The organism is Actinoallomurus soli (assembly GCF_024055715.1).
Taxonomy (GTDB): domain Bacteria; phylum Actinomycetota; class Actinomycetes; order Streptosporangiales; family Streptosporangiaceae; genus Actinoallomurus; species Actinoallomurus soli.
In genome coordinates, this window is the sequence record NZ_JAMXMV010000004.1 from 172089 (window position 1) to 184825 (window position 12737).

Annotated in this window: 11 protein-coding genes; 3 read left to right on the forward strand and 8 right to left on the reverse strand. The window is 70.8% G+C overall.

Annotated elements, in window-relative coordinates; genetic code table 11:
* Both NDW01_RS12660 and NDW01_RS12665 read right to left on the reverse strand, forming a co-directional pair.
* The gene (locus NDW01_RS12660) at positions 1-672 is read right to left on the reverse strand and encodes a response regulator transcription factor (RefSeq protein WP_141956913.1); all 672 of its coding nucleotides are present in this window, start codon (positions 670-672) and stop codon (positions 1-3) included.
* A gap of 195 nt (positions 673-867) precedes the next feature.
* Complete coding sequence (locus NDW01_RS12665) at positions 868-1695, reverse strand: MBL fold metallo-hydrolase (RefSeq protein WP_252820115.1); 828 nt, start codon at positions 1693-1695, stop codon at positions 868-870.
* A gap of 70 nt (positions 1696-1765) precedes the next feature.
* Here NDW01_RS12665 and NDW01_RS12670 point away from each other — a divergent pair, with 70 nt between their 5' ends.
* Positions 1766-2365: a TetR/AcrR family transcriptional regulator gene (locus NDW01_RS12670; RefSeq protein ID WP_252820117.1), complete on the forward strand. Its 600-nt coding sequence runs from the start codon at positions 1766-1768 to the stop codon at positions 2363-2365.
* Between the two features lie 6 nt (positions 2366-2371).
* Here the strand turns inward: NDW01_RS12670 and NDW01_RS12675 are convergent, their stop codons facing one another.
* Positions 2372-3307, reverse strand: a complete 936-nt coding sequence (locus NDW01_RS12675) for an NADP-dependent oxidoreductase (protein ID WP_252820661.1) — start codon at positions 3305-3307, stop codon at positions 2372-2374.
* Positions 3308-3413: 106 nt separating this feature from the next.
* Here NDW01_RS12675 and NDW01_RS12680 point away from each other — a divergent pair, with 106 nt between their 5' ends.
* The gene (locus tag NDW01_RS12680; protein ID WP_252820119.1) at positions 3414-4418 is read left to right on the forward strand and encodes a GlxA family transcriptional regulator; all 1005 of its coding nucleotides are present in this window, start codon (positions 3414-3416) and stop codon (positions 4416-4418) included.
* Positions 4419-4648: 230 nt separating this feature from the next.
* On the opposite strand, the gene NDW01_RS12685 is transcribed toward NDW01_RS12680, so the two are convergent.
* Together NDW01_RS12685 and NDW01_RS12690 are read right to left on the reverse strand one after the other, a co-directional pair.
* Positions 4649-4999, reverse strand: coding sequence for an NUDIX domain-containing protein (locus tag NDW01_RS12685; RefSeq protein WP_252820121.1), 351 nt, complete (start codon positions 4997-4999; stop codon positions 4649-4651).
* Positions 5000-5092: 93 nt separating this feature from the next.
* Positions 5093-5545 (reverse strand): hypothetical protein, encoded by a 453-nt coding sequence (locus NDW01_RS12690; RefSeq protein ID WP_252820123.1) that lies wholly within the window; start codon positions 5543-5545, stop codon positions 5093-5095.
* A gap of 545 nt (positions 5546-6090) precedes the next feature.
* Between NDW01_RS12690 and NDW01_RS12695 the strand changes: the two genes are divergently transcribed.
* Entirely contained in the window at positions 6091-6573 is a 483-nt protein-coding gene (locus NDW01_RS12695; protein ID WP_252820125.1) for a DUF308 domain-containing protein, read from the forward strand.
* A gap of 7 nt (positions 6574-6580) precedes the next feature.
* On the opposite strand, the gene treZ is transcribed toward NDW01_RS12695, so the two are convergent.
* The 3 genes from treZ to glgX are packed head-to-tail and all read right to left on the reverse strand — an operon-like array spanning position 6581 to position 12661.
* On the reverse strand, positions 6581-8305 hold the full coding sequence (treZ, locus tag NDW01_RS12700) for a malto-oligosyltrehalose trehalohydrolase (protein ID WP_252820127.1): 1725 nt from the start codon (positions 8303-8305) through the stop codon (positions 6581-6583).
* A complete protein-coding gene (treY, locus tag NDW01_RS12705; protein ID WP_252820129.1) occupies positions 8302-10575 on the reverse strand; it encodes a malto-oligosyltrehalose synthase in 2274 nt (757 codons plus the stop codon). The genes treZ and treY overlap by 4 nt, the downstream gene beginning before the upstream one ends.
* The gene (gene glgX / locus NDW01_RS12710; protein ID WP_252820131.1) at positions 10568-12661 is read right to left on the reverse strand and encodes a glycogen debranching protein GlgX; all 2094 of its coding nucleotides are present in this window, start codon (positions 12659-12661) and stop codon (positions 10568-10570) included. Before glgX ends, treY begins: the two co-directional genes overlap by 8 nt.
* Between the last annotated feature and the right edge of the window lie 76 nt (positions 12662-12737).

Below are 12737 nucleotides of genomic sequence, written 5' to 3' on the forward strand. Positions count from 1 at the left end.
CTAGTCACCGCGCTCGAAGCGGAAACCCACTCCTCGTACGGTCGTGATGTAACGCGGGCTGCCCGCGTCATCTCCCAGCTTGCGCCGAAGCCAGGAGATGTGCATGTCGAGGGTCTTGGTGGAGCCCCACCAGTTGGTGTCCCACACCTCCCGCATGATCTGTTCCCGGGTGACGACCTTGCCCGCGTCGCGGACCAGCACGCGCAGCAGGTCGAACTCCTTGGTCGTCAGCTGGAGCTCCTGGTCGCCCATCCAGGCGCGCCGGGACTCGGCGTCTATTCGGACGCCCTGGACGATGGGCGTCTCGGTGCTGCCCCGGCGCAACAGCGCGCGGACGCGCGCCAGGAGCTCGGCGAGCCGGAACGGCTTGGTCACGTAGTCGTCGGCGCCGGCGTCGAGGCCGACGACGGTGTCCACCTCGTCGGCGCGGGCGGTGAGAATGAGGATCGGCACGCCGTGGCCCTCGGCGCGGACGCGCCGGGCCACTTCGAGCCCGTCGAGCTCGGGCAGCCCGAGGTCCAGGACGATGAGGTCCACCCCGCCCCCGAGCGCCCGCTCGAGAGCCTGCGGACCGTCGGGACTGACTTCGACGTTGTATCCCTCCCGCCGCAGCGCTCTGGCGAGAGGCTCGGATATGGACGTGTCGTCCTCGGCGAGCAGAACTGAGGTCATGAACCGATCGTAGAGCTATTCAAGAACGTTTCCTCGGCAGTAGCGGGGCCTTGACCTGCGATCTTCCAGTCGTAGGGCTAGACCAGACATACCGATAACCGCGCTAATGCAAAGTAAATACGCTCCACTCCGGGTCGACCTTCCCAGCTCAGGGTACGCGCGGGACCACAAGGGGTGACCGCCTCACCCGCCGCCTCACCCCGCGGCGAGCCGGGCGAAGGCCCAGGGGTCGTGTGCCGAGAAGACGTCGACCTCGTCGCCGTGGTCGCGCAGGAGCTCGCGCAGGCGAGCCTGGTTGGCCATGCGCAGCGGCCGGTCGATCTCGGTGATCTCCTCCAGCGCCTCCCACAGGGGCATCGACCAGCGGCCCTCGGGCTCGATCTGGCCGTGGTGGTAGAAGGCGTCACCGGCGTGCAGGAGCCAGCGATCGCCGTCGCGTACCGCCACGGCGCAGTGTCCCTCGGTGTGCCCGGCCAGCGGGACGAGGAGGATCTCCGGCGGCAGGCCGTCGAGCTCGATGGCGTCGAACCCGAACCACGACGCGCCCTTCCTCGACGCGTAGGTCCGCCAGTGCGGGCGGTGCGCCCAGTGCGCCGGCCGGTAGCGCAGCGCGTGCTCGGGATGCCCGCTCGCGGCGGCCATGGCGGCCCGGTGCTCCGCGTCGTGCAGATGAACGGTGGCGTCCGGGAAGTCCGGCAGCCCGCCGCTGTGGTCGAGGTCGAGGTGGGTCAACACGATGTGGCGGACGTCGGCGGGCGAGTGACCGAGGCGCTCGATCCGCCGTACGGCGGTCTCTCCCGGGTCGAGGAGCGCCTGGGTGCGATCGAGGAAGGTACGGCCGAGGGTCTCCTCCGGGCGGGCGACGTCGGCCGTTCCGAAGCCGGTCTCGATCAGGACGAGGCCGGACGTGTCGGTCTCGACCAGTAGGCAGTGGTTCAGGGCGCGGGCGGGCTCCGGAGCGTTCTTCGCGCCGCCGGGGTCGATCTCGCGCATCGAGCCGCAGTTCAGGTGGTGGATCCTCATGGCGGCACCTCTTTTAGCTACCGAACGGTCGTACGCACTTAGCGAACGGTCGGTAGGTTAAGCTGCTGCCATGAGCCCCCGCAAGTCCGCCGTCGAGACCGCCGCCACCCGGACCCGGATCATCGAGGCCGCCCTGACGCTCGCCTCGGCCGAGGGGCTGGAAGGCGTCACCATCGGGCGGCTCGCCACCGAACTCGGCATGAGCAAGGCCGGTGTCATCGGCCATTTCGGCACCAAGGAGGCCCTGCAGCTCGCCACCCTCGACGCGGCGATCGAGCGGTTCCGCGCCCGCGTTCCGGCGCGGGTAGCGGGCGCCGACCCGGGGGCCGCCCGCCTGGCGCGGGCCTTCGGGGAGTGGATCGCCTCCATGACGGACGCGGAGGGGAACGCCGGCTGCTTCATCACCTCGGTCGCCACCGAGTTCGACGGCCGGCCCGGCCCGGTCCGCGACGCGGTGCTCGCCGCCTTGACGAGCTGGGCGGACTACGTCGCCGCGGAGCTCCGCGCGGCCGTCCAGGCCGGTGACCTGCCGGAGGACACCGACGTCGACCAGCTCGTCTTCGAGCTGAACGGTGTCGTGCTCGCCGCCGAGCAGGCGATCCAGCTGCACCGCGACCCGACGGCCCCCGCACGCGCCCGCCGCGCCATCGACCGCCTGCTCGGCCGCTGACCGGCCTCAGCCGGCGACCGTCAGGACGATCTTGCCGGTCGTCCGGTTCGTCTCGCCGCGCTCGTGGGCCTTGGCCGCCTCCTCCAGCGGGAATACCGAGTCGATCTCGGGACGCAGCCGACCGTCCTCGACGAGCGCCGCGATCTCCTTCATCCCCGCGTGGTCCGGCTCGACCAGCGTCCAGCCGGCCCTGATCCCCCGCTTCCCGGCCTCCGCCAGCACGTCGTCACCGACCAACAGGAAGGAGACGAGGACGCCGCCGTCGCGGAGCGTCCGCAGGGACCTGAGGCCGTAGTCACCGCCGACGGCGTCGAGCACGATGTCGACGTCCCGGACGACGTCCGTGAAATCGGTCTTCGTGTAGTCGACGACCTCGTCGGCGCCCAGCCCGCGGACGAACTCATGTTTCGCCCCGCTCGCGGTCCCGATCACGTACGCGCCCTTGGCCTTGGCGATCTGCACCGCGAGGTGACCGACGCCTCCGGCGGCCGCGTGCACGAGGACCCGCCGGCCGGTCCGGACTCGCGCCGTGTCGACCAGGCCCTGCCAGGCGGTCAGCGCGGCCAGCGGAAGCGCGGCCGCCTGGACGTGATCGATACCGGCGGGCTTGCGGGCGAAGTGCCGTGCCGGTGCGGTGACGTACTCGGCGTACGCCCCCGCCGGGTGGGGGAAGCGCGGCATCCCGAACACCTCGTCACCGGGCTCGTACAGCGTCACGCCCCGCCCGACCGCCTCGACCACCCCGGACACGTCGAAGCCAGGTCTCGGCAGCGGTACCCCGGTCATCGAAGTGCCCCGAGCCCGAGTCTTCCAGTCCGTGGGGTTCACCCCGGCGGCGTGCACCCGGACCAGGATCTCCAGCAGGCCCGGCTCGGGCCGCTCGACCTCGGCGATCCTGAGGACCTCAGGGCCGCCCGGTGCCTCCTGAACGATCGCGCGCATGGTGTTCATCGACTCTCCCGTGTCGTCGGTTGCGATGGGCCCAGCCTCGGGCAGTCGCACGCCGATCGGGAGTGGCACGATGGTCATCCTGTGAAAGGATCTGGCCATGGCCGGATCCCCGCATGGCGTCGTCGTCCTGGCACTGGAGGGTGTCGTCCCGTTCGAGCTGGGCATCCCCGCGCGGATCTTCGGGGGTGCGCGCGGCCCGAAGGACGAGCCGCTGTACCAGGTGTTGGTCTGCACGCTGGACGGCGGGCCCGTCCGCACGCACGCCGGCTTCTCGATCTCCGTGGACCATGACGCCTCGGTTCTGGCGACCGCGGACACCGTGGTCGTCCCGCCCTTCGGCGGCTGCCGACCGATCGACCGGCTTCCCGGCGAACTCGCGGCGGCGCTGGCGCTGATCCGGCCGGGCACCCGCGTCATGTCGATCTGCACGGGCTCGTTCGTCCTGGCGGCGGCCGGCCTGCTCGACGGGCGGCCGGCGACGACCCACTGGAACGAAGCGGCGGAGCTGCAGCGGCTCCACCCCCGCGTCCGGGTCGATCCGGACGTCCTGTTCGTCGACGACGGCGACGTCCTGACGTCGGCCGGGGCGGCCTCGGGCATCGACCTGTGCCTCCACCTGGTGCGCCGCGACCACGGCAGCGAGGTGGCGAACCGCGTGGCCCGCCAGGTCGTCGTCCCGCCGTGGCGTGACGGCGGCCAGGCGCAGTACATCGAGCGCCCGGTCCCCGAGCCGCACGACGCGGGCACCGCACCGGCCCGCTCCTGGGCGCTGGAGCACCTCGACCGGCCGATCTCCCTGTCCGAGCTCGCCGCGCGGGCCGGGATGAGCGTCCGCACGCTGACCCGCCGGTTCCACGAGGAGGTCGGGATGAGTCCCGGCCGCTGGCTCGCCCGCCAGCGCGTCGACCTCGCCCGGCACCTGCTGGAGACCACCGACCTGCCGGTGGACCAGATCGCCCGGCGGGCCGGCTTCGGAACCGCCGTCTCACTGCGCCAGCACCTGCACGCGGCGATCGGCGTCTCCCCAATGGCCTACCGCCGCACCTTCCACCCCCAGGCCACCGCCACCACAGCGTCGGTGGGTTCCCCCGGAGGCGCATAGCGTCCCCGCGGGCATGCGATCAGCGAACATCGCTCCTGCGAAGTCGGTCCCGCGATGAGGTCAGCGGACGGCCATCCTGGGAGTACACGGCCTGTCCGGTCCTGAGCGCATCCAACGCATTGATCACCCGGCTCCAAACGTAGGGCCGCAGACGAGTGGCCGCCTCCGCTTCGGTGCAGAATTCGAACGATCGCAACTCTCCGTCCGTGATTTTCACGGCGGAGATCTCGTCACGCCCCAAGCGACCGCCCGAGAAAACGAACATCAGCGATGTCATCCCACGGGCCGTGCGGCGAAACCCAGTCGACGCACAGCAGGTCACCGACCACCACCTCCAGACCGAGTTCTTCCTTCAGCTCGCGTCTCACTGTCTCGGCGGGTGGCTCGTTGGCTTCGCTCATCCCTCCGGGCAGATCCCAATCAGGCTTGTACGCAGGATCCACCAGTAGTAGTCGGTCATGCTCATCGCGCAGCAGGATGTCTGCACCCACCCTCTTACGTGGCTGCGTAGCGTTGCCTTCGGCAAGGTGCGCGTGCCAGGCATCAAGATCTCGCTCATACAGTGGCTTGTCGTCGGCCAAGCTGCTTCTCCTCTCAGATGACCTTGTCCGAATCCGGTCGGTCGGCGATCGGACCCCTCAGCGCTCCACGTAGGTACGGCAAGGATTCAGCGACTACCTTGTCATCACGATAAGAACCAACAATCCCGTAACATCTTTGAGCTGATCCATGACGAGGGAGGAAGTGAGCGCCTGAGCCGCACTGATCACCTCCCCGGCGATCACGCAGGCCTCATCCGGACGTCCCTGCCTTACCAAGGCGGCCACAAGAAGTAGCTGAGCGAAAGCACGGCTTCGCACGTGGCAGTGCGGGCGCAATTCGATGACCCGGCGAGCGTGCGACTCGACCTCGGCGAAGCGTCCGAGTTCATACATGCAGCGAGCGACCTCGCCGGACAGAGCCGCTTCGCCGAAGGGGTTCACCCATGGCGATCGCACCGGTGTGGGTATTCCATTCAACGCCGCCTCAGCACGGAGGATCGCCTTCTCGCAGTCCTGCACGCGACGCAACACGGCCAGCGCGCGGGCCTCCATGGCGAACAGCCTGGCGCCGAACTCTTGGGCCACGCCTCGAACTCAGTGTGGACGCTTCCGCACAAAGGAAGTTACGCCCGCCCGCCTGAGGACTGGCTGGATCCCAGGATCTCGGGGTCGTGAATGGACGACGAAACGATCGCCTGTGCCCTGGCGAGCCTGCGAAGGCGCTTCCCTCGCGTCGACTTCCTGTTCAATCCGTTCGACGGTCGCTGGTACGCCCTGTACGGGCGAGAAGGTCTCATGGTGGCGAGCGGCGCCCTGGAGTTGAGGGAGCGCCTGTCCGGGCTGGTCTGGTCGCCACCACGGACCAGATCGATCAGCCACTGTGACGCCGGCAGTGACCTACCAGCCCCGGCAAACCGGTCATCCACGCGTCACTCCTGACGGCGATGAGGCCGCGACGGTGGCACCGCGACCAACACGGCGGCGAGGTCACCGCGGAACCCTCCCGGGGCATCCGCCTCAATCCGCTCTTCTCGGTCAAATAGCACGTGGGGTCGACGGGAGCTCCACTACGGTGGCAGGCGTCTTGACCGAAGATCGGCCTGCCGCCCGCCAGCGAATGAGCGGAAAAGATGACAGAGCAATATCCAGGGGCCGTGCCGCCCCCGCCGAACTACCCGCAGGCTCCGCCCGCCGCTCCCTACCAGGACGCTCCGCAGCAGGGTGGCGGCTACCAGGCGCCGTACCAGGCTCCGCCGGGCCAAGGCCCATACCAGCAGAATCCGCCCTACCAGAACGGGCCGTACTCCAACGCGCCCTATCCGAACGGGCCGCAGCCGTACCAGGGGCCGCCCGAGAACGGGCCGTACCAGAACGGGCCGTATCCGAACGCGCCGTTCCAGGGCGCGCCCGTGAACGACGCGGAGCGGCGCCGGGCCACGCGCGCCATCGGTTTCGGCGCGGTGTTGTTCGTGGTCGGGTTGCTGATCACCGTGCTCACGTACTCGCACGCGTCCGGGAGCGGCGGGGTCTACGTCGTCGCCTGGGGGCCGATGCTGTTCGGGGCCATCCGGATGATCATCGGCCTCGTCCTGCTGGGCAAGAGCAGGCGGTGACCGCCGGTCACGTGCGGGCCTGACCGGGCGTTCGCAGGATCGCGATGGACTCGCCCGGGAGCCTGCCCTCGGCCGCCTCGGTGGAGGAGGCGAGGAGCACGTCGCCCTCCGGCAGCGGCAGCGAGTCCGGGCCCAGGTTGGCGGCGATCCGGAGCGGGCCGCGGTGGATGACGAGCCAGGTCTCGCCGTACTCGACCGCGACCTCGGTGAGCCGCGGGTCGGTCAGCTCGGGCTCGGCCCGCCGGAGCGCGATCAGGTCGCGGTACCACGCGTACAGGTCCCGATGGTCCGGCTCGTCGAGCTCGCTCCAGTTCAGGATCGAGGCGCGGTAGGTCTCGGGGTCCTGCGGGTCGGGGACGTCCTCCGAGGCCCACCCGTGGTCGGCGAACTCCCGGCGGCGGCCCTCGCTGACGGCGCGGGCCAGGTCGGGCTCCTGGTGGTCGCTGAAGTATCGCCACGGGCTGCCGGCGCCCCACTCCTCGCCCATGAAGAGCATCGGCGTGAACGGCGCGGTCAGCAGGAGGGCCGCGCCGACCTTGCGCAGGCCCGGGGACAGGCTCGCGGAGATCCGGTCGCCGGTGGCGCGGTTGCCGACCTGGTCGTGGTTCTGCAGGAAGCCGAGGAAGCGGTGGCCCGGCGTACGGTGCGTGTCGACCGGCCGCCCGTGCGTGCGGCCGCGGAACGACGACCACGTCCCGTCGTGCAGGAACACCCGGGTCAGCGTCTTGGCCAGCACCTCGGGGGTGCCGAAGTCGGCGTAGTAGCCCTGCCGCTCGCCGGTGAGCAGGGTGTGCAGGGCGTGGTGGAAGTCGTCGCTCCACTGCGCGTCCAGGCCGTATCCGCCCGCCTCCCGCGAGGTGACCAGGCGGGGATCGTTCAGGTCGGACTCGGCGATGAGGAACATCTCCCGGCCCGTCGCCGCGCTCAGCCGGGACACGGCCCCGGCCAGCTCCTCCAGGAGGTGCAGGGCGCGCTGGTCCCGGATGGCGTGGACGGCGTCGAGCCGCAGCCCGTCGATGTGGTGGTCGCGCAGCCACATCAGCGCGTTGCCGACGATGTACGCGCGGACCTCGTCGGAGCCGGCCTGGTCGACGTTGACCGCCGGGCCCCAGGGCGTCTGGTGGGCGTCGGTGAAGTACGGGCCGAAACGGCCGAGGTAGTTGCCGCTCGGGCCCAGGTGGTTGTAGACGACGTCGAGGACGACCGCGAGGCCGCGCCGGTGGGCCGCGTCCACGAACCGCTTCAGTCCGTCCGGGCCGCCGTACGGGTCGTGCACCGCCCACAGGTGGACGCCGTCGTACCCCCAGCCGTGCCGCCCGGGGAAGGCCGCCACCGGCAGCAGCTCGACGGCGTCGACGCCGAGGTCGACGAGGTGGTCGAGGCGCTCGATGGCGGCGTCGAACGTGCCCTCGGGGGTGAAGGTTCCGACGTGCAGCTCGTACAGGACCGACCCCCGCAGGGGCCGTCCCCGCCAGCCCTCGTCGGACCACGGGAAACGCCCGTGGTCGTATGTGCGGCTCAGCCCGTGCACGCCGTGCGGCTGCCAGGGCGAACGCGGGTCCGGGAACGGTCCATCGCCGTCCAGCACGAAGCCGTAGTCCTGCTCACCGCCCTCGGCCCCGACGTCCGCCGTCCACCAGCCGGGGCGGTCGGCGCGCGTCATCGCGTGCCGGGACCCGCCGGTCTCCACCTCGACGGTCTCGGCGGCCGGCGCCCACACCTCGTACCTCATTCGGCCTCGATCAGGACGGCGACCGGGAGGAGGCGGAGGACCCCGCTGAGCTCCAGGCCGGAGGGGTAGGACTGGTCGGTGAGGACGTCGTGCCAGGGACCGCCGGGCAGGTCGAGGTGGGTGTCGGCCCAGCCGCCGCGGCGCTCCAGCCCGGCGGCCAGCCTCGTCACGACGATCACGGCGCCACCGCGCCGGAACGCGACGGCGTGCCCGGCGGCGGAGCCGGTCGCGGGCACCGGCTCGTACCGGCCGTCGAACCAGTCGGGGTGCCGCTCCCGCAGCCGGAGCAGGCGGGACGTCAGGAGGAGCTTCTCGCCGTCGAGGTCGGCCGGGGTGGTTCCGGCGTCCAGGTCGGCGAGCAGTTCGCGGCGGTGGGCGTAGTCGACCGGGCGCCGGTTGTCCGGGTCGACGAGGGACAGGCCGGTCAGCTCGCAGCCCTGGTACACGTCCGGCACGCCCGGCATGGCGAGCTGCACCAGCTTCTGGCCGAGCGAGTTCACGCGGGCGTACGGGGCGATCCGCCGGACGAACCGCTCGACGTCCGCGGTCAGCGTCGGGTCGGACAGCACCGCGTCGGCGTGGGCCAGCACCGCCTCCTCGTACGCCGGGTCGCCGTCGGTCCAGGACGTGCGGGTCTTCGCCTCGCGCATCGCCTTGGTGAGGTACTCCCGGAGCCGGTCGGGCGGCAGCGGCCACGCCCCGACGATCGTCTGCCACATCAGGTAGTCCAGGTCGGCCTCCAACGGGCTCTCCGGCGCCCGTGACCGCCAGCGGCCGACGGCGGCGACCCACTCGTCCGGCAGCTCGGACAGGACGGCCAGCCGGGCCCGTACGTCCTCCTGCCGCTTGGTGTCGTGCGTCGACAGCGTGGTCATGGTCCGCGGCCAGTCGGCGGCGATCCGCGCGCAGTAGGCGTGGAAGTCCTCCGGCGAGACCGCGAACCGCGCCGGGTCGCCGCCGACCTCGTTCAGGGCGGCCAGCCGCGACCAGCGGTAGAAGGCGGTGTCCTCGACCCCCTTGGCGGTCATCGGCGCGGACGTCTGCTGGAACCGTACGACGAACTCGTCCCGCGTCTCGTCCCGGCCGCCCAGCCCCAGGACGAGCGGGATGACCTTGTCGAGCAGCCCACCGTCCGGGAGGACGGCGCGGGCCTCGGCGGCCGCCTGGGCGACGATCTCCAGGGCCTGGGCCGGCGGCTCCTCGCCGGGCACCATGTAGGCCCGGTAGACCGGCATCGCGACCAGCAGCTCGACCAGGACCTCCCGCAGCGCGCCGGGGTCCTCGTCCGGCAGGATCCGGGTCAGCAGCGCGGTCAGGCGGCGCACCTCCGGGACGAGGATCCGGTCGGCGGCGAATCGCCGCGCCGCGCGCTCGACCTCGGTGAAGTCGGCGGGGCCGCCGGTCAGCGCGCTGTACGCCTCGGTCAGCGGCTTCTCCCCCGCCGGGTCGACGAACAGGCCGCCGACCATGCCGAGCGCGTCGTACCCGGTCGTGCCCGCGCAGGGCCAGTCGGCGGGCAGCGGCTCGTCGCCGGTGAGGATCTTCTCGACGAGCACCCAGCCGCGCGGCCGCTCCAGCCGCCGCAGGTACCCGCGCGGGTCCGCCAGTCCGTCCGGGTGGTCGATGCGCAGGCCCTCGATAAGGCCCTCGTCCACCAGCCGCAGGAGCACGGCGTGCGTCGCGTCGAAGACCTCCGGGTCCTCGACGCGCAGCCCGATCAGGGAGGAGATGTCGAAGAAGCGGCGGTAGTTCAGGTCGGGTTCGCGCCAGTACGCCGGGCGGTAGCGGCCCTCGCGCGGGAAGACGTGGTCGTGGTAGCGCAGCACGTCGCCGTCCGGCTGCGGCTCGTCGTCGGGCGAGCCCAGCACCGGCACCACGACGGCGCCCTCCGACCAGTCGATGTCGAACCACCGGGCGTACGGGGAGTCCGGCCCCTGCCGCATGACGTCCCAGAACTGCCGGTTCAGCGTCTCCGGCGCGGGAACGGCCATGTGGTTCGGCACGACGTCCACGATGATCGACAGACCGTGCGCGCGCATCCGGGCCGCCATCGCGCGGAAGCCCTCCTCGCCGCCGAGGTCGTCGGAGATCCGCGCGTGGTCGACGACGTCGTAGCCGTGCGCGGAGCCGGGGGTCGCCTGCAGGATCGGCGACAGGTACACGTGCGAGACGCCGAGCGCCGCGAGGTAGCCGGCCAGCTCCCCGGCCTCGGCGAACCCGAAGCCCCTGCGCAGCTGCAACCGGTACGTTCCGGTCGGCCGCCTAGACACGACGCAGCACCTGCATGGAGCGGGCCTCGACCGCGACCTTGTCGCCGGAGCGGTGCACCGGCCGCTCGTGGTCCTCGTACACCTCGATCGGGGTCGCCGTGTCGAGCACGCCGGTCCACATCCCTCCGCCGGTATCGGGCAACACGAAGTCCAGGTCGGAATCCGCCGCGTTGAACAACAGGAGGAACGAGTCGTCGTGGATCTGCTCGCCGCGCGGGTCCGGCTCGGTGATGCGGTCGCCGTCGAGGAAGACCGTGACCGCCTTGGCGTACGGGGTCTGCCAGTCGGCGTCGGACATCGGCCGGCCGGAGGTGGAGTACCAGGCGACGTCCCCGTCGCCGGTCGGGAAGCGGCGCCGCCGGAACACCGGGTGTTCCCGGCGCAGCCCGGTGACCCGCCGTACGAACTCCCGCAGGACCTCGTTGGCCGCAGAGTCGGACCAGTCCACCCAGGACAGCTCGTTGTCCTGGCAGTAGACGTTGTTGTTGCCCCGCTGGGTGCGGCCCGCCTCATCGCCGTGGGAGATCATCGGCACGCCCTGGGACAGCAGGAGCGTGGTCAGCATGTTCCGCTTCTGGCGCTCCCGGAGCGCGATGATCTCCGGGTCGTCGGTCTCGCCCTCCACGCCGTGGTTCCAGGAGCGGTTGTCGTCGGCGCCGTCGCGGTTGTCCTCGCCGTTCGCCTCGTTGTGCTTGCCGTTGTAGGAGACGAGGTCGTGCAGCGTGAACCCGTCGTGGCACGTGACGAAGTTGACCGAGGCGATCGGGTGCCGCCCGTCGTCGGCGTACAGGTCGCTGGAGCCGGTGAAGCGGCTGCCGAACTCCGGCAGCCGGCCCTCCACGCCCCGCCAGTAGTCGCGCATGGTGTCGCGGTACTTGCCGTTCCACTCCGTCCACAGGGCGGGGAAGTTGCCGACCTGGTAGCCGCCCTCGCCGACGTCCCAGGGTTCGGCGATCAGCTTGACCCGGGACACGATCGGGTCCTGCTGGACGAGGTCGAAGAACGCCGACAGCCGATCCACGGAGTGGAACTCCCGTGCCAGCGCCGAGGCGAGGTCGAACCGGAAACCGTCCACGTGCATCTCGGTCACCCAGTACCGCAGCGAGTCCATGATCAGCTGGAGTGCGTGCGGCTGGCGGACGTTGAGGCTGTTGCCGGTGCCGGTCGTGTCCATGTAGTACTCCGGCGCGCCGTCGACGAGCCGGTAGTAGTGGGCGTTGTCGATGCCCCGGAAGCTCAGGGTGGGACCCAGGTGGTTGCCCTCGGCGGTGTGGTTGTAGACGACGTCGAGGATCACCTCGATGCCCGCCTCGTGCAGGGTCCGCACCATCAGCTTGAACTCCTGCACCTGCTCGCCGAGCTGCCCGGTCGAGGAGTACCCGTTGTGCGGGGCGAAGAAGCCGATCGTGTTGTAGCCCCAGTAGTTCGACAGGCCCCGCCGCAGCAGGACGTCGTCGTGGACGAACTGGTGCACCGGCATCAGCTCGACCGCGGTCACGCCGAGGTCCCTGAAGTAGTCGATCATCGACGGGTGGGCCAGCCCGGCGTACGTGCCGCGCTGCTCCTCCGGGATGTCGGGGTTCAGCTTGGTCAGGCCCTTGACGTGGGCCTCGTAGATGATCGTCTCGTGGTACGGCGTCCGGGGATGGCGGTCGGACATCCAGTCGAAGTACGGATTGATCACCACGGACTTCGGCATGTGCCGGGCGCTGTCGTCGTCGTTGCGGGCGGTGGGATCGCCGAACCGGTAGGAGAACAGCGACTCGTCCCAGTCGACCGCCCCCTCGACCGCCTTGGCGTACGGGTCGAGCAGCAGCTTGCCGGGGTTGCAGCGCCGGCCGCTCCCCGGGTCGTACGTGCCGTGGACCCGGTAGCCGTAGCGCTGCCCGGGCCCGACCGTCGGAAGGTAGCCGTGCCAGACGAAACCGGAGCTCTCGGGGAGGTCGAGTCGCGTCTCCCCGCCGTCGTCGTCGAACAGGCACAGCTCGACGCGGGTGGCCGCTTCGGAGAACAGTGCGAAATTGGTGCCGGCGCCGTCATAGTGGGCGCCGAGGGGGTAGGGGTCGCCCGGCCATACGCGTGTCACATGGGTTGAGCTTCCCTGCCGTGATCGCCTCACACGCGGAACTTCATGGCGGTTTGTCACGGGACAGGCACGGAGC

Coding starts and splice junctions, on each gene's coding strand:
- NDW01_RS12680 (WP_252820119.1), top strand. CDS start 3,414: ATGGCCGGATCCCCGCATGGCGTCGTCGTCCTGGCACTGGAGGGTGTC.
- NDW01_RS12670 (WP_252820117.1), top strand. CDS start 1,766: ATGAGCCCCCGCAAGTCCGCCGTCGAGACCGCCGCCACCCGGACCCGG.
- NDW01_RS12665 (WP_252820115.1), bottom strand. CDS start 1,695: ATGAGGATCCACCACCTGAACTGCGGCTCGATGCGCGAGATCGACCCC.
- treZ (WP_252820127.1), bottom strand. CDS start 8,305: ATGAGGTACGAGGTGTGGGCGCCGGCCGCCGAGACCGTCGAGGTGGAG.
- NDW01_RS12695 (WP_252820125.1), top strand. CDS start 6,091: ATGACAGAGCAATATCCAGGGGCCGTGCCGCCCCCGCCGAACTACCCG.
- NDW01_RS12675 (WP_252820661.1), bottom strand. CDS start 3,307: ATGCGCGCGATCGTTCAGGAGGCACCGGGCGGCCCTGAGGTCCTCAGG.
- NDW01_RS12660 (WP_141956913.1), bottom strand. CDS start 672: ATGACCTCAGTTCTGCTCGCCGAGGACGACACGTCCATATCCGAGCCT.